Annotated in this window: 13 protein-coding genes, 1 tRNA gene and 2 rRNA genes; 1 reads left to right on the top strand and 15 read right to left on the bottom strand. The window is 43.9% G+C overall.

The window, feature by feature from the left end; translation table 11 throughout:
- Positions 1 to 7 precede the first annotated feature (7 nt).
- The 9 genes from NFS34_RS08600 to NFS34_RS08560 all read right to left on the bottom strand — a co-directional run bounded on the left by NFS34_RS08600 (position 8) and on the right by NFS34_RS08560 (position 8,706).
- Complete coding sequence (locus tag NFS34_RS08600; RefSeq protein WP_251359620.1) at positions 8 to 709, bottom strand: ABC transporter permease; 702 nt, start codon at positions 707 to 709, stop codon at positions 8 to 10.
- Between the two features lies 1 nt (position 710).
- Positions 711 to 2,588, bottom strand: coding sequence for a monovalent cation:proton antiporter-2 (CPA2) family protein (locus tag NFS34_RS08595; RefSeq protein WP_251359619.1), 1,878 nt, complete (start codon positions 2,586 to 2,588; stop codon positions 711 to 713).
- Between the two features lie 3 nt (positions 2,589 to 2,591).
- Positions 2,592 to 3,155 (bottom strand): NAD(P)H-dependent oxidoreductase, encoded by a 564-nt coding sequence (locus NFS34_RS08590; protein WP_251359617.1) that lies wholly within the window; start codon positions 3,153 to 3,155, stop codon positions 2,592 to 2,594.
- A 479-nt stretch (positions 3,156 to 3,634) separates the two neighbouring features.
- Entirely contained in the window at positions 3,635 to 4,798 is a 1,164-nt protein-coding gene (locus NFS34_RS08585) for an ATP-NAD kinase family protein (protein ID WP_251359615.1), read from the bottom strand.
- Complete coding sequence (locus NFS34_RS08580) at positions 4,795 to 5,337, bottom strand: elongation factor P hydroxylase (protein ID WP_251359613.1); 543 nt, start codon at positions 5,335 to 5,337, stop codon at positions 4,795 to 4,797. Before NFS34_RS08580 ends, NFS34_RS08585 begins: the two co-directional genes overlap by 4 nt.
- Positions 5,338 to 5,397: 60 nt before the next feature.
- Positions 5,398 to 6,303 (bottom strand): 50S ribosomal protein L3 N(5)-glutamine methyltransferase, encoded by a 906-nt coding sequence (prmB, locus tag NFS34_RS08575; protein WP_251359611.1) that lies wholly within the window; start codon positions 6,301 to 6,303, stop codon positions 5,398 to 5,400.
- Positions 6,304 to 6,386: 83 nt separating this feature from the next.
- On the bottom strand, positions 6,387 to 7,157 hold the full coding sequence (locus tag NFS34_RS08570) for a 1-acyl-sn-glycerol-3-phosphate acyltransferase (RefSeq protein WP_251359609.1): 771 nt from the start codon (positions 7,155 to 7,157) through the stop codon (positions 6,387 to 6,389).
- Positions 7,158 to 7,237: 80 nt separating this feature from the next.
- Positions 7,238 to 7,696: a phosphohistidine phosphatase SixA gene (sixA, locus tag NFS34_RS08565; protein WP_251359607.1), complete on the bottom strand. Its 459-nt coding sequence runs from the start codon at positions 7,694 to 7,696 to the stop codon at positions 7,238 to 7,240.
- Entirely contained in the window at positions 7,696 to 8,706 is a 1,011-nt protein-coding gene (locus tag NFS34_RS08560) for an adenosine kinase (RefSeq protein WP_251359605.1), read from the bottom strand. The genes sixA and NFS34_RS08560 overlap by 1 nt, the downstream gene beginning before the upstream one ends.
- 88 nt (positions 8,707 to 8,794) lie before the next feature.
- On the opposite strand from NFS34_RS08560, the gene NFS34_RS08555 reads away from it, so the two are divergent.
- Positions 8,795 to 9,646, top strand: a complete 852-nt coding sequence (locus NFS34_RS08555) for a 6-carboxytetrahydropterin synthase (RefSeq protein WP_251359602.1) — start codon at positions 8,795 to 8,797, stop codon at positions 9,644 to 9,646.
- 8 nt (positions 9,647 to 9,654) lie between these two features.
- Here NFS34_RS08555 and xthA read toward each other — a convergent pair whose 3' ends face one another.
- The 6 genes from xthA to NFS34_RS08525 all read right to left on the bottom strand — a co-directional run bounded on the left by xthA (position 9,655) and on the right by NFS34_RS08525 (position 17,193).
- Positions 9,655 to 10,464: an exodeoxyribonuclease III gene (gene xthA, locus NFS34_RS08550; RefSeq protein ID WP_251359600.1), complete on the bottom strand. Its 810-nt coding sequence runs from the start codon at positions 10,462 to 10,464 to the stop codon at positions 9,655 to 9,657.
- The gene (locus tag NFS34_RS08545; protein WP_251359598.1) at positions 10,461 to 12,278 is read right to left on the bottom strand and encodes a M61 family metallopeptidase; all 1,818 of its coding nucleotides are present in this window, start codon (positions 12,276 to 12,278) and stop codon (positions 10,461 to 10,463) included. The genes xthA and NFS34_RS08545 overlap by 4 nt, the downstream gene beginning before the upstream one ends.
- Before the next feature lie 128 nt (positions 12,279 to 12,406).
- Positions 12,407 to 13,147 carry a DUF6090 family protein gene (locus NFS34_RS08540; protein ID WP_251359597.1) on the bottom strand — a complete coding sequence of 247 codons (741 nt, stop codon included), beginning with the start codon at positions 13,145 to 13,147 and terminating at the stop codon, positions 12,407 to 12,409.
- A gap of 310 nt (positions 13,148 to 13,457) precedes the next feature.
- Positions 13,458 to 13,573, bottom strand: a 5S ribosomal RNA gene (rrf, locus tag NFS34_RS08535).
- 161 nt (positions 13,574 to 13,734) lie between these two features.
- Positions 13,735 to 16,735, bottom strand: a 23S ribosomal RNA gene (locus NFS34_RS08530).
- Positions 16,736 to 17,117: 382 nt separating this feature from the next.
- Positions 17,118 to 17,193: transfer RNA gene (locus tag NFS34_RS08525), tRNA-Ala, on the bottom strand.
- Positions 17,194 to 17,276: the final 83 nt, after the last annotated feature.

Here is a 17,276-nt window from a genome sequence, read left to right as displayed (position 1 = left end):
CTGGTAACTAAGGTAAACGTCTTAGACGACAATAGAGATATACCATAACTGAAATGGCGCTAGAACTTAAGATGGCGGCCATAATCACAATTTGATAACGTGCCGCAATCAGCGGCGAAACGCCAGCGATAATTTGTCCGGTCATCATCCCTGGTAGCGCCACCAAACCCACGGCTAATAGGCTGTTGATTTGCGGGATCATGGCGGTGTTAAAAGCTTGGTTACGAGACTTTTGCTTGTCTTTATGACGGTTGTATTCATGCACAAAACGCTCGCCAGAAAGACTAATACTGTTCATGGTATTGGCAAATAGCATTCCCGCAAAAGGAATAACGTATTGTGCTTGATACCAAGGTGAAAGATTTAAAATAGCCCCAATAATCAAGGCTAAAATCAAACCGCAGCCAATTAACAAACCTATAGTAATATCCGTAAAGTGCTGTTGATCCTTATTTGGAATTGGCCTTAAGGCAATCCAAGCAGAAACCAGCAACATAAATGCCATAACCAATAAACCAAGCCAAAGGTTATTGTGTTTAAAGATATAAATTAACACAAACCCTATGAGCAATAACTGCAGTACCATCCGCAGGTTTGCCAGCCAATAATCTTTAGTCGCGATCTTCCACTGACGCATCACTAGACCAATAATGGCGACGGGGATCAGTACCAAAAACAGCTCGAAGTAGCCTATTTGCGGCAACTGCATCTTAGTCTTCTTGATCTTGTTGGACTTCTTTGCGCATATTAGAATCCCAAGCATGATCTTCTTTAATCGCCTGACGATCTTGAATATCCGACTTCAAAACTGCCTCTAACAGCTCAGCTTTTTCGGTGGCCGCTAGAATATACTGTTTCTCATCACCCCACAGTTCGGTGAGTTCATCCATGTGCATGGTATCATAATGTAAGAAAGTTTGCGCCGCTCGATGCGCCTGATACTTACGATAGCCCAGAGCAGTTAAAGCTTCGCGGCCTAAAATTAACGCCGAACCTAACGTCTCGCGCATCACAAAGTCGGCACCTGCTTTGCGAATTTCGTAAGCCTCGCGTCGTCCTTTGGCTCGAGCATAGACTTTTAAATCAGGAAAATGCTTTTTGCACAGCTCGGTGACCAAAATCGCTTTATCCGTATTATCCACCGACAAAACTAAAATTTTAGCGGTTTCAGCGCCAGCAGCTTTAAGCAATTCTATGTTGGTCACATCACCATAAAAGGCTTTGGTACCAAACTTTCTTACCAGATCAATTTGCACCGCATCGTATTCAAGCAAAGTCGTTTGAAATCCTTGCGAACGCAGTAGGCGGGAAACTACTTGTCCGAAACGTCCATAACCGGCAACGATAACTGGCGTATCACCATCATCAATATCATCATAAGCGCGATCAATTTCTTTGCGGTCAAAGCGCGGCTGAATAAACTTTTCACTCAAGATCATCAGCACTGGCGTTAGCGCCATACTTAGGGCCACTACTACCGTCAGGGTCGCGATAATGTCTTGCTCTAAAACGCCATTTTGCCCAGCAAAACTAAAGAGTACAAAAGCAAACTCGCCGCCTTGAGCTAGGGCAAAGGTAAAAATAAGGTTGTCTAAAATCGGCATCTTGAAAAACTTTGCCAAGGTGAAAAGCACCACGATTTTGACTAAAATCAGCATAAAGACTAGCAATAGAATCAGCCGAGGATCATTCCACAGCAGCTCCAAATTAATGCTAGCGCCGACCGTGATAAAAAATAGCCCTAACAACAAACTCTTGAACGTATCCAGCGCCACTTCTAATTCATGCCGGTACTCGCTATCGGCTAAGACTACGCCTGCTAAAAAAGCCCCTAATGCCGGAGACAAACCTACCCATTGCATGCCTAACGTAATGGCGATAACTAACAGTAAAGAAGTTGCAATGAAAATTTCGCGTAAGCCAGTGCGAGCAATCAAATTGAACAGCGGTTGAATTAAATAGCGCCCGGCAAAGATAATCGAAGCGATGCTAGCTATAACCAGTAACGTTTGTTGCCAACCCTGCAGATGACTGCCGGCGTGGCTATCATCAACCCCATTCACTGCCATAGTGGCAAGCAGCGGCATCAAAGCCAGCATCGGGATCACGGCAATATCTTGGAATAATAACACTGAAAATGACGAGCGACCTGCATCTGTTCGCATCAAGCCTTTCTCGCTTAAGGTTTGCAACACAATTGCGGTAGAAGATAGCGCCAGTACCATGCCAATGGTCAGCGATTTTTGCCAGTTCAAGTCAAATCCAAAAGCAATCAGGCTGATAAGGATACCGGTAAAGATAACTTGCAGCCCTCCTAAGCCCAAAATTGGCATCCGCATCCGCCACAATTTTTTCGGCTCCAGCTCCAGTCCCACTAAAAATAGCATCATGACTACGCCAAATTCAGCAAAATGCATAATATCTTTGGCATCTTTACCGACCAGCCCCAAGGCAAAAGGCCCAATCACCACACCAGCTAATAAATAGCCTAAAACCGAACCTAAACCTAACCGCTTGGCAACTGGAACCCCAATCACCGCGGCTACTAAAAAGATAAAGGCTTTAAATAAGAAACTTTCAGTATCCATAAATTAGCGAAACTCCCCTGTTACCAAATCAAGATGATTTTGTAGCTGGATCAAATGTTTGCGGTAAGACTCAGCGGCATCAATCATTTTTTCCTTAGAAATTCTAAGCACATCATACACCGCAAACGGTTTTAGATAGTTCATGCCACAAAAAACCGCGGTTTGCTCAAAGGGTTTCATCAAAAGTTCTAACGGAAAATGGTTATAACCGGACTCATCATAACTTTCGAAAGTACCACCAAGAGTCATCGCATTGAGCCAATATTTATGTTGTAGCTGATAACCATCGGTACCATAAGCAAAACCTGCTTCAAGCACCAAATCTTGCCACTCCTTTAACAAAGCTGGCGCACTGTACCAGTACAAAGGATGGTGAAATACGATAATGTCGTGTTCTAATAGCAACTGCTGCTCTCGCTCAACATCTATCAAAAAATCAGGGTAACGCTCATATAAATCATTAAAGGTTACGCCTTCGAGTTCCTTAACCGCTGAAACCATTAACTTATTCGCATTGGATGCTTCAAAACGCGGGTGTGCAAAATTGATAAGAACTCGATTAGCCATAAGAATCCATTTAAAGAATGTATTCTTTGAGTTTACACAAATTTCTTAGAAATAAAAATTAAGTCTTTGATATTGCAATAATTAATGCGGCTTATTGCGACTTAGGAGAAAAGTTTTGAGCAAAATAAAAGCGGCCTAAGCCGCTCACCGTCAAATCCATCTTCGATTGCTGTCCTTACTTGTCCTTAAGAAACTGCAAAGCCATTTGCATGTCCTATTATTGTTAATCCTTGATTTGTAGTAGATAGTGCAGTATCCGTTTGCGGTATCTAAATGTAACAAGCTGAACTGACGAATCAATCAGCTTATTATGACAATTCGATGACAGCTAATTAATTCTAATATTGGAAAGTTATAATTTAGATATATTTCAACAAGTTAGAACTCTTAAATAAAGTAGAGTTGAAATAGATGCGTTAATATTAAGACATTGCCACTTAGCTTGTGAGATATATCTCACAACACAATCCGTCAATATCTTAAAATTCTGCCCCTAATTGATAGAGCACTTCGTCGTCATAGCCGCAAATAACCCGATATATCCCAGCAAACTTATTGTTAATCGCGGGTAGATCCGAATCGATCAACAAGGGTTTAGAGTTAAGTTGCTTTAGTTTGGTTTTGGTCGCGATGATTATTAGATCGGATTTGTTTAGGCGTGCCAATACTGTTGCGCTAAACTGATGATTGCCGCGACCAATGATATGTCCTTGACCACCAATCGCGGTTAATATTATTCGAACCTTACCTGCCTGTTGTTCTAACAATTGTAAGATATCTGCTTCATTAAGATCTGAGCCCATCAACTGATTTTGGTAAACCCAGTCGATTCCTAACAAACTCCCCGGCAAATCCAGCGCATCCATCACCGCCGCACAACTGGTTCCTGTTCCGATCAAATAGTGCAGCTCATCATCCATGTCTTCCACCACAAATTCGGCGATATCCTTTTGCACTAAAGCTTCGTCTTCACGATTAAGCTGAGCCGAAGAAACTTTGGTAGCTTGAATGTATTGATGCTCTGCCGGTACTAGCAGTTGTCCATGCTTTTTCGCTGTCACCGTTCCTGCTCGAAACGCCTCCTCATCAATATCCATAACCGAAGCTTCGATTAACGAAACCAGTTGGTTAGTCAGGATATTTCTCAGAACTTCAGCCGCAGCTAAAGGAGTAATGGCATAAACACCCGAGTGAATTTTTACCCCCGCTGGTACGCCAAGAACAGGCGTAGTCTCATCAATCACTGAACAAATATTGCGAGCCGTACCGTCGCCACCAGCAAACACTAATAAATCCAAATCTAAAGTATTGAAGCGCTCAACAGTTTCTATGGTATCCCTATCAGAGCTTAGCTGCGGAGCCTGATAAACCAGCTCGAAGGTAAAACCCAACTCTTGCAACAAAGTCTCCCCCATCGCCGAGGAAGCACAATACCAGTGAATTTGTTCTTTAAAAGGTAACAAAGCTTCTAAGGTGATTCGTGCTCGATTTTCTGCTTGTTGGATAGCGCCAAGGGCAAAAGCTTGCTCACGGATCTGCTCACCATCACTACCTTTAAGCCCTACTTTGCCGCCAATCCCAGCAAAGGGATTAATAATTAGGCCTAACTTCAGGGTATTGGATAAGGCTAACTCATGACTCATGTAATAGACTCCAAACTGGGAAGGCTAATCGCATGACCGTGGCGATATTGTTGGCAAAGAAGTTGAATGACTTCTAAAGCTGCAACTGGAAAACCCTGCTCGAAATAGTCGCTCAGCTGCTTATGGAGTTGCCTTTTGAAACTAGTAACGGTTTCAAGACAGATATCCACTCCCGGGTTGTCCAAACTGGGTTTAAAACACCAATTAGCGGCTAAATGAAAAGCCCACTCTAAGGCTTGCGGCTTAACTTCCACTTGGTAAAAAGCCAATTGCTGCTCATGGTTACGGCCGGCAGGTGCGTACCAATAGCCATAATCATCTTGTTGGCGACGTTTTTCACCAGCAATACACCAGTGGGCAACTTCGTGCAAAGCGCTAGAGAAAAAATCCTGATTTGAATAAATAATCGCGGGCGCTTGAGCCTTTGGCGCACGATAAAAGGGCTCCATTGCGCCAGGCTTTAGGCAGGTGTTTTTTTGCTTAAAAGCTAGATTGAAAGTTTCTGCAAACTCAAATACACAAGGTTCAGCTATAGTCATGATGGTATTGACGTCTTCAATAAATAAACTATCAACAACAAGTTATAAGCACATACGCCATTAAGAAAAGTGCTGTTCGAGCTGCTGCTTGGTCAATAAGAAAACTCCATCGCCGCCACGCTCAAACTCAAGCCAACTAAAAGGCACTTCCGGATACGCTTCCTGTAAGGCTGGCCAGCTGTTGCCAACTTCGACAATCAAAACCCCGTGCTCAGTCAGAAACTCAGCAGCTTGTTGTAATATTTTTCGTGTTAAATCCAGCCCATCATCGCCCGAACCCAAACCGATTTCAGGTTCATGAAAAAATTCTGCAGGCATTTCTGCTAAATCTTCAGCGTCTACATAAGGCGGGTTGGAAACGATCAAATCAAATTTCATATCGCGCATAGATGAAAACAAGTCTGATTGAACCGCTTGTACTCTAGGATAAAAACCCGCTTGATCAATATTGATTTCAGCAACCTGCAACGCTTCAACAGAAATATCGGAAACGATAACTTCTGAATCGGGTAAGTAAGCAGCACAAGCAATACCAATGCAGCCACTACCACAACATAAATCCAAGATCCGAGGTTCGTCAGAAATCAGCCAAGGATTAAACTGATTTTCCACCAATTCGGCAATTGGCGAACGAGGCACTAACACACGCTCATCGACAAAAAACTCGATACCTGCAAAATAGCCCTTATTAGTAATGTATGCCAACGGTTTACGTTCTTCTATTCGAGTACGAATAGCGCTTAATAAGTGTTGCTTTTCTTCGTCAATCAAGCGCGCCTCAAACATCACCACAGGATAGTCACTTGGCAATTCCAACATTTGCAAAACTAACGCCACCGACTCATCCCACGCATTGTCAGTGCCGTGGCCATAATAAAGCCCTGTCCGCTCAAATTCGCTCGCGGCAAAACGGATATAGTCAGTAATGGTATTTAAAGACGCTGCGGCTTGTTGATATTTGTCCATAATTCACTCGATTTTTTGTCAGCTAGCTATCATCAGTTTAGCGCTAAATATTGAGTTAATTACACTCAATAAACAAGACAAGCTTAATCTCGGGCTTGTTTGAGTTCTAATAATTGATTATACACCAGTTCCGTGACCTGATGGCGCTCATCAATATTAAAATCTCGACAATCCAGCGCCCGCCCTATTTTGATGGTCACTTTTTGCCCCAAGCGCATTTTATACCAACGTTTATTCGGCAAAATATGCTCAATGTCCTGCATAATGATTGGGATAATGATGGCGTTGGTGTCGATAGCTAAGCGGATCCCACCTTTTTTTAGAGGTCTTAGGCGTCCATCAGCTGAACGAGTACCTTCTGGGAACATCCAAATGCGAATACCACTTTTCATTTTTTGGCGCGCAAATTCCAGATCCTTAATGGCCTGTTCGCGATTTTGTCGATCAATCGAAGGAAACTCCGCCGAGCGCATGGCTTGCGATAAAATCGGGATCTTAAATAATTCCTTTTTGGCAATCATCCTAATCGAGCCAGGCAAGGCGGCATAAGCCAGCGGGATGTCGTAAGCACTCGCGTGGTTGCACATCAAAATAATGGAGCGATCTTCGGGGATTTGTGACTCTAGCTCGCCATCAATTTGCCAATTGATTTTAATTTTGTTAACTAGACGCGAAGCCCAGTTATAAATAACGCCATTGATCTTTTCACGAGCAACCAGCGGATCTTTGCGGTTATAGCGAAAACCCACCACTAGAGTCTTTAGACTGTATTTCAGAGTTACCGCTAAGGAATAGCAGATAATACCGAAAATCTTAAATCGGTTGGCCGAGGGGTTTAAAACGGGATCAGGCAAAATTCATTGAAATTAGTCGAACAAGGCGACTATGCTAGCCAGAAAAGCGTTAAATATCCAGCCCTAGCATGGATTTATAGCTAACCTAGCTTAAGCTCACTTAGATCCGCAGGAGTAATAAACTGCGCTAACTCAACCGAATCATCATTAATCTCAAGTTCGGCAATTGCCGCCGTGGGAAAATAGCGCCCTGCTCCGGGCAGCCAAGCCTCTAACAAGTTAACCACCAAAGGCATGTGGCTGATCAATAACAAAGACTCTGCTTCAAGCGCCTGAAAATACTCAATGGTTAAACTGGCATCAGCTTCAGGCTTGAGCAAACTTTCATCCGCTTTTTTAAAATCATGCTTAAAATACGCCATAACTTCAGTGGCCGTTTGTTGAGCGCGCAACAAAGGGCTGATTAAAATGGTATCGGTTAAGCTTTGCTCAGACAGCCATTGCCCCATAGTACGAGCTTCGGCAATTCCCTTGGCTGACAGTTGCCGCATCCCCTCAATGGTAGGTGCATCGCCATGGCGCATGATGCGAACAATCATTAGCTGCTTTGCAACTCTTGGTTAAAATCTTGAATGGTTTGCACTGCAGAAGCCTTGAGCCTGGGTCCAAACTGGGTCACTAAATAGGATGAGCAAAAACTGGCTAATTTGCCGCAGTTATCCGCGGAATAGCCTTGAGTTAGTGCGAATAAAAAAGCACCAGCGAACATATCGCCTGCACCATTGCTGTCAACCGCCTCCGCTTCAAAAGGTGCTATGGCGTGAGTTTTTTCGCCATCAAAGTACAAAGCGCCCTTGTCACCTAAAGTGATGACCACTTGGCGCGCTTGAGCTTTAAGGCTTTCAAGTGCCGCATCGCAATTGCCTTGTTCAGTAAATTCTAGAGCCTCATCTTCATTACAAAAAAGCAAGTCAACGCCACCCGCTAAAATTTGCTCAATTTGCGGCCTGAAAAAACGCACCATATTGGGATCCGACAAGGTGTAAGCGACTTTTATACCATTGTCGTCAGCCATTTTTTTCGCCGCCAATGCCGTATTATGATTTGACTCGCTGGTCACCAAATAACCTTCGATATACAAATACTCGCTTTGCATTAATGCTTGAGGATCGATATCTTCTGGTTGCTGCTCGCTACTGATCCCTAAAAAGGTATTCATAGTTCGATCGGCATCGGGCGTTACCATGACCAAACATTTTCCCGTAGTGCCATCATTATTCGTTAAGCCAGCAATATTATTATCCACGCCAGCGCTATTCAGATCCGAGGCGTAGAAATCGCCGGCTTCATCCTTAGCAACTTTGCAACAGTGATATCCTTTGCCGCCTAATTGGGCTAGCGCAAAAATGCTGTTGGCTGCCGAACCGCCGGAAGCTCTTTGGTGACTCTTACCTTGTAGCTCACTTAGTAAATAATCGTGGCGCTCTTGTTCTACTAACGTCATTAAGCCTTTTTCTATATCAAGCCGCGCCAACTCTTGCGCTGAAACTTCAATTTCAACATCGACAAGAGCATTGCCTAATGAGAAAACATCATACTTTTTATTCATGGATTTTCTTTGCTGGATTAATCGTTTGCTTATCTGTGATTATGCTATAATTGCCGCCAATATAGAATCACCAGCCGATTATTTTCTTATGGCCGCCCTGTTTGTTGACCAATTAACCGTTATCGACTTTGCCTATTTTGATCCCAAGCGAGGGATCGTGGGTGAAAGCTGGATCGTGGATATCGTTTTAGAAGGCGATCTGGATGATCAAGGTATGGTATTTGATTTTGGCGATGTTAAAAAACAGATCAAAATCGCGATCGATGGCTCTGTTGATCATAAATTTGTGGTTCCCAAGCGCTACCATAAGCTCAATAGCCAGCTCGAAGAAAATAATCTTCTACTGGAAATCCAAGACGAGCAAGATCGCTGGTATCGCCATCAATCCCCAAGCGAAGCAGTTGTTTTGCTTGAGTCGGACAACGTGACTATGGATGCGGTAAAGACGCTGTTAATCGAAGAATGTCGTCAAGTCGTTCCGGATAACGTAACTCATATCGAGCTGACCCTATCGACCGAAAACATTACCGGAGCTTATTATCATTATGCTCACGGGCTGAAAAAACATCTTGGTGACTGCCAACGGATTGCTCATGGTCATCGTTCGCAAATCCAAATTTTTGCTGATGACGTTCGAAGTGAGTCGCTAGAAAGTTTATGGGCAAAAAAATGGCAAGATATTTATATCGCCACGCAAGAAGATCTGGTCAAAGAACTGCAAATTGATGACGAAGATTATTACCACTTTGAATATCAAAGCGAACAAGGTCATTTTGCGCTGACTTTGCCGAAAGCTGATTGCCATCTGATGCAAAACGATACCACCGTTGAACTCATTGCCAACCATATCGCCAAGCAAATTAAGCTAGTCGAGCCCGAAAAAGCTATTAGTATTAAGGCTTTTGAAGGAGTTAATAAAGGCGCCATGGCTAGCGCCTAGATCAACTTTTAGAGTTTAAATTCTGTCCAAACCGGCGCATGATCCGATGGTCTTTCCATGCCTCGGATCTCATAATCAATATCCGAAGCAACCACTCTTTGATTTAGCCAATCGCAAGCAAAAATAGAATCGATCCGCAAACCACGCTTCGGTTCACGATCGAAGCCTTTGCTACGATAATCAAACCAACTGAACTTATCGTCAACTTCAGGGTTAACCGTTCGGTAGGTATCAATCAAGCCCGTATCAAGCATTTGCGCTAACCATTCCCTTTCTTCCGGTAAGAAACTCGACTTACCCTCTCTTAGCCAACGCTTTCTATTGGGTTCGCCGATACCAATATCCATATCGGTCGGAGAAATATTGATATCACCCAACACTATGGTTCTGGTGCTTAAATCGTGATCTTTTAAATATTCAATCAGATCGGCGTAAAACTTTTCTTTGTAAGGAAACTTAGTTGGATGGCTGCGATTTTCGCCTTGCGGAAAATAACCATTTAAGACTTTCAAAGTTTCGTCACCATACTGATAGCTGGTAATAATCATCCGACGCTGCGCGTCTTCGGGATCGTGTGGAAATCCTTTTTCTACCGCAATGGGCTTTTGCTTACTGAATGTGGCAACGCCATAGTGGGCTTTGCCGCCATGAATATCAATGTGATAACCCAAATGCTTATACAAATCGAACGGAAACATATCGTCATGCACTTTAGTTTCCTGCAAACAGATAATATCCGGGTCGTGCTTCTGCACCAAAGCTTCAATTTGATGGACCCGTGTTCTAACGCTATTGATGTTAAAAGTTACGATTTTCATTCTTTTATATTTAACCAATTTTTAAATAATTCATTTCGCTGATCGCTACTATAACTTAAATAAGCAGTATCCGCTTCGGCTTCTGCCAAGGTCACTGCAAATTTCATCAGCTCATCACGCCTAAACCCTATAATTTCTAGTTGTTCATTAATTTCTAGTTCTGCTAGCCTTTGTTCAAAAGTCTTATGGCTAATTTTATAACCATTTAAACTTATTAATTGATCGCCTGCGGAAATCCCAGCCTTACTTGCTGGCGAATCAAGGTAGACGCTTTTGATTTTTATCCCCACGGCACTCGAAGTATACTCAAAACCTAAGCCTGCCTTCGGTTTAGCCGCTGAATAGTTTTCTGAAAAATTGCCTCGATCCGATTGCGACTCTCTATGCCCATAATCAAGCTGCAAGCCCAAAGGCGTTAAAGCAACCTCAAGATCAAGCTCTTTAGTACTGTAAAGCGCTTTTGCAAAAAAGCTATCAAACTCAGTAGCATGTCCACAGAGTCCTTTAACGTAGTTTTGAATAGTGTCTTTTTTAACACCAATACCTTTAGCTCCAAACTCCTGCCACAGATAACGCATTACGTCTGTTAGCGATTTGTTTGAGTCGGTTTTTTGCCTGATCAGCATATCCAAACAAAACGCCACCAAAGCACCTTTGGTATAATAACTCACAACTGAGTTAGGGGCATTTTCATCTTGCTTATAATACTTTGTCCAAGCATTAAAGCTGGAATCAGTCACTGGCTGTATTAAACGACCTTTTGAGCGACGAACCGAAGTCATGGTTTTTGCTAGCGCCGTTAAATAATTTTCGACGCTAATAACACCGGATTGAACACACGCCAAACTGTCGTAATAAGAGGTTATTCCTTCAAACGCCCACAACAGCTCGGTATAAGACTCTTGTTGCGTATCATAGGGTAAAAAAACTGCTGGCTTAATACGCTTAACATTCCAGGTATGAAAATACTCATGCGAACATAAATCCAAAAACTTTTGATAGTCAGGCTTTACTTGATTCGACTCATCTGTGGTTAATGGCAAATCTTCACGGCTACAGTGTAGCGCAGTCGAGTTTCGATGCTCTAAGCCACCAAAACCATTGCCTAAGACATAAGTCATAAAAATATAGCGTTGCATTGGATAAGGCTTGCCAAAAAATTCTAATTGATGCTCACAAATTTTTGTTAGATCATTTTTTAAGCGCGCTTCATCAAGCTTTTCGAAACGCCCAGTCAAAGCCATATAATGAGGGATACCAAAAGCTTCAAAGCTAATCAGCCTAAAATCAGCCATTTCAACCGGACAATCAATCAACTCATCATAATTTGCAGCTTGGTAATGACCAAACTCAAACTCTTGAGTAGCATGAATTGGCTGCAAACCAGTGGCCAGCTTCCAATTTGCAAAGCTTGCACCTTCCGGTCTTAAAATCTCAACTTGATGCGATAAATCTTCTTGCCCTTTGACCGCCAGAAAGACACTGGTACCATTAAAGAAACCATGGGTTTGATCTAAGTGCGCACCACGAACCGATAAATCCCAAGCATATACTTGATAAGTTATTGTTAACTCACCATCACAAGGTTCGAACTGCCAAGTAGATTTATCAAGTTGCTGAACAGAAATTTCTTTGCCATTAGACTCGGCTTTCATCCATTGAATATGCTTCGCAAAATCACGAATCATATAACTTCCAGGGATCCAATTAGGCAGATAGCAGATTTGGCCATTTGGATTTGGCGATTGAATAATTATAGTAATTTCAAAAAAGTGGGCATTAGGGTTTATTGCTTGGATTTTATAATTTGGCATGCTGAATCAAAATTAATATTTCCTTTGATTATAAAGGAAACTAGAGTAAATCGAAATTACACAATCGAACTAAAAAACCGCGACCAGTTTTGGTCTTTGACGTGTTTGGTTATCCGACAGAGTAACATTTAATTAATATCCTTTTCTAATTCTTTTAGAATATTCTCAACAGCTTCTAAATCTCTCTTGTGCCCTTGATACTGATTAAAGTGTAAACTTATAATGGTTCCAATCGATGTTTCTGCCTGTTGCAATAGCTCCCAATCGTAACTGATTATATCTTTTAAGTTAACATTCGGATCGGCAAGATTAAGATCAACAGGATATAATTTGATATTTATCGCTTGCCTAAATTTTGAGTGTTCATTACTTTGTGCTTCAGCACGACCATTGATGTTGCGCCATAGTGCATTCGCCTGACCATATTCAACTAAAGCTCTTCTAACTGATTTGCTTGAAATTTGCGATAAACTCCCTGTAGACATCAGCTCAGTGAAAGTTGCTGGCGGAGTTCTTCCCCAAGATGTGCTCATGCAAGACACAGCTAGAAATTCTATATATCCATCAGCTATATTAGCTTCATCTTCTTTAGATAGTTCTTTTTTCCTAATCAATTCGAGCAATTCACCACAATAATTTCGTAAGCGCTTAGATCGCCCTTTTCGCTTAATCAATATATCCCTATGAGCAGAAAAGTCATCATACAAAGTGGTAAGTAAGCTAATTTCATTTTTTTCTGCCTTCTTAGCCTCATTCCAATTGGCCACTTGAATACCAATAAAGACACCCACCACAACAATGACAAAATCAACAAAAACCGCAAACCAGTTTTGATCCTTGACGTGCTTGGTGATTCTTCTTAGTAGCATATTTATTCCTTTTTTACTGCTTACTTAACTTAAGTGTTCAAAGAATAAACTATTTTGGCATGGATTTCATATAGGCATAAAAAAAGGCCACCCGCTGGGTAGCCTTTCTTTTATATAAGCGCTTGGCACCTCTGCGCTTCGCTTGAGCCAGGGGTTCGGCAGAGCCTCACCCATTTTCTCGGTGCAAAGCAAAACTCTTTGCTTTGCAAATTCCCTCGAAAATCCTACTCCACATGGGAACCCATGTGAGAGTGCATTTCCAACAGATAATAAAAAACCCCAACCTAACGGCTGGGGTTTTGTATTAAGCGCTTGGCGATGACCTACTCTCACATGGGGAAGCCCCACACTACCATCGGCGATGAGTCGTTTCACTTCTGAGTTCGGGAAGGGATCAGGTGGTTCCAACTCTCTATGGTCGCCAAGCAAAAAACGTTGAGTATTTATACTTGAAACAAGTCCAATCAAGTAGAAGCTAGTAAACAAGCTTGAGTCACATTCGTAAGCAATGTTCATCACATTGTTATCGTTAATAAGGTTATTTGACTCACACTTTCCATGGTCGGCTAAAACCACTTGGGTGTTATATAGCCAAGCCTCGCGAGCAATTAGTACAAGTTAGCTCAACGCCTCACAGCGCTTCCACACCTTGCCTATCAACGTCGTAGTCTACAACGGCTCTTAGGAGGACTTAAAGTCCTAGGGATATCTAATCTTAGAGGGGGCTTCCCGCTTAGATGCTTTCAGCGGTTATCCTGTCCGAACATAGCTACCCGGCAATGCCACTGGCGTGACAACCGGAACACCAGAGGTTCGTCCACTCCGGTCCTCTCGTACTAGGAGCAGCTCTCTTCAAATATCCAACGCCCACGGCAGATAGGGACCGAACTGTCTCACGACGTTCTGAACCCAGCTCGCGTACCTCTTTAAATGGCGAACAGCCATACCCTTGGGACCGGCTACAGCCCCAGGATGAGATGAGCCGACATCGAGGTGCCAAACACTACCGTCGATATGAACTCTTGGGTAGTATCAGCCTGTTATCCCCGGAGTACCTTTTATCCGTTGAGCGATGGCCCTTCCATACAGAACCACCGGATCACTATGACCTACTTTCGTACCTGCTCGACGTGTCTGTCTCGCAGTTAAGCTGGCTTATGCCATTGCACTAACCTCCTGATTTCCGACCAGGATTAGCCAACCTTCGTGCTCCTCCGTTACTCTTTGGGAGGAGACCGCCCCAGTCAAACTACCCACCACACACTGTCCTCGATCCGGATAACGGACCTGAGTTAGAACTCAAAACATACAAGGCTGGTATTTCAAGGTTGACTCCACGCATACTGGCGTACACGTTTCACAGTCTCCCAGCTATCCTACACATGCAGGCTCTAAGTCCAGTGTGAAGCTGTAGTAAAGGTTCACGGGGTCTTTCCGTCTAGCCGCGGGTACACAGCATCTTCACTGCGATTTCAATTTCACTGAGTCTCGGGTGGAGACAGTGTGGCCGTCGTTACGCCATTCGTGCAGGTCGGAACTTACCCGACAAGGAATTTCGCTACCTTAGGACCGTTATAGTTACGGCCGCCGTTTACCGGGGCTTCGATCAAGAGCTTCGACCTAAGTCTAACCCCATCAATTAACCTTCCGGCACCGGGCAGGCGTCACACCCTATACGTCCACTTTCGTGTTTGCAGAGTGCTGTGTTTTTGATAAACAGTCGCAGCCACCTGGTATCTTCGACCGCCAACAGCTTACGGAGCAAGTCCGATCACCATCAGCGGCGCACCTTCTCCCGAAGTTACGGTGCCATTTTGCCTAGTTCCTTCACCCGAGTTCTCTCAAGCGCCTTAGTATTCTCTACCTGACCACCAGTGTTGGTTTGGGGTACGATCGGTTATTATCTGAAGTTTAGAAGATTTTCCTGGAAGCAGGGCATCAACCACTTCAGTCCCGTGGGACTTCGTCGTCAGCTCTCAGCCTTAGGTGTCCGGATTTGCCTAAACACCCAGCCTACTACCTTAAACGCGGACAACCGTCGCCGCGCTGGTTTAGCCTTCTCCGTCTCTCCATCACAATAATAACCGGTACGGGAATATTAACCCGTTTCCCATCGACTACGCATCTCTGCCTCGCCTTAGGGGTCGACTCACCCTGCTCCGATTAGCGTCGAACAGGAACCCTTGGTCTTCCGGCGTGCGGGTTTTTCACCCGCATTAACGTTACTCATGTCAGCATTCGCACTTCTGATACCTCCAGCAAACCTCCCGGCTCACCTTCAACGGCTTACAGAACGCTCCTCTACCATGCGATACTTCCTTAAACTCACTTACTCTAGAACACCTCACCGACTCAACGTTCGGAGGCGCTTTGTTCGCACAAAAAACGTGCTCACTGCTCTACAGCAAATAAACTTAAGTGAAGTATCGCATCCGCAGCTTCGGTGGTATGTTTAGCCCCGTTACATCTTCCGCGCAGGCCGACTCGACTAGTGAGCTATTACGCTTTCTTTAAAGGGTGGCTGCTTCTAAGCCAACCTCCTAGCTGTCTAAGCCTTCCCACATCGTTTCCCACTTAACATACACTTTGGGACCTTAGCTGGCGGTCTGGGTTGTTTCCCTTTCCACGACGGACGTTAGCACCCGCCGTGTGTCTCCCGCGATTGTACTCCTGGGTATTCGGAGTTTGCATCGGGTTGGTAAGTCGGGATGACCCCCTAGCCGAAACAGTGCTCTACCCCCCAGGGTAAGACGCGAGGCTCTACCTAAATAGATTTCGAGGAGAACCAGCTATCTCCCGGTTTGATTAGCCTTTCACTCCAATCCACAGTTCATCCCCTCATTTTGCAACATAAGTGGGTTCGGTCCTCCAGTAAGTGTTACCTCACCTTCAACCTGACCATGGATAGATCACCGGGTTTCGGGTCTACCTCCAGCAACTAAACGCCCTATTAAGACTCGGTTTCCCTACGGCTCCCCTAAACGGTTAACCTTGCTACTGAAGAGTAAGTCGCTGACCCATTATACAAAAGGTACGCAGTCACTAGACTAAAATCTAGCTCCCACTGCTTGTAAGCATGCGGTTTCAGGTTCTATTTCACTCCCCTCACTGGGGTTCTTTTCGCCTTTCCCTCACGGTACTGGTTCACTATCGGTCGACAGAGAGTATTTAGCCTTGGAGGATGGTCCCCCCATGTTCAGTCAAGATATCACGTGTCCCGACCTACTCGTTTTCACTTAAAACGCGCTTTCGTGTACAGGGCTATCACCTCGTATCGCTGGACTTTCCAGACCATTCCACTAACGCATAAGAAGCTTAAGGGCTAATTCCCGTTCGCTCGCCGCTACTAAGGAAATCTCGTTTGATTTCTGTTCCTACGGGTACTTAGATGTTTCAGTTCCCCGCGTTCGCCTCTTTATCCTATGTATTCAGATAAAGATAATGACCTTACAGTCACTGGGTTTCCCCATTCGGAAATCCCGGGATATCACGTTTGTTGTCAACTCCCCCGGGCTTATCGCAGACTACCACGTCCTTCATCGCCTTCTGTCGCCAAGGCATCCACCGCATGCTCTTAGTCACTTGACTATATAACCCCAAATAGTTTTCGATCACTTCGCTTAACCAGGCCTTTTGTATAGCCCTAGCCAACCTCAGCAATCACCACTTCGGTATCTTCAAATAACCGTATTACGTGTTAACAATTCCGACTTCGAATCGCTAACGCCAACATGATGAATACAAATTCGCTTACAAAATTATTAAAACTCTTTTGTTACTCATTTACTTTGCTTCTACCTAATTGTTAAAGAACTCGCTCTGGTATAAATACCCAGAGCAAAACCTTCTGGTTTTGCTCTAAATACTTAAACAATCGGTCAATGGTCGTTTTTTGTGCTTTAGCGCGGCAGTTACGCAGAAAGTTTACTCTAGTAAACGACTAAGTAACTAACAATGCTAAACGCAAAAATGGTGGAGCTAAGCAGGATCGAACTGCTGACCTCCTGCGTGCAAGGCAGGCGCTCTCCCAGCTGAGCTATAGCCCCTTATCTCGTCCTTTTGCCGCTCATTATCGTTGCTCTTGCGTTTCGACTCAGTCATTACCCTGATGGTAACTCCTTCGCTCAAC

The organism is Kangiella sp. TOML190 (assembly GCF_023706045.1).
Taxonomy (GTDB): domain Bacteria; phylum Pseudomonadota; class Gammaproteobacteria; order Enterobacterales; family Kangiellaceae; genus Kangiella.
Note: the sequence above shows the minus strand (reverse complement) of the source record. Positions and strands in the feature narration are given on the sequence as shown.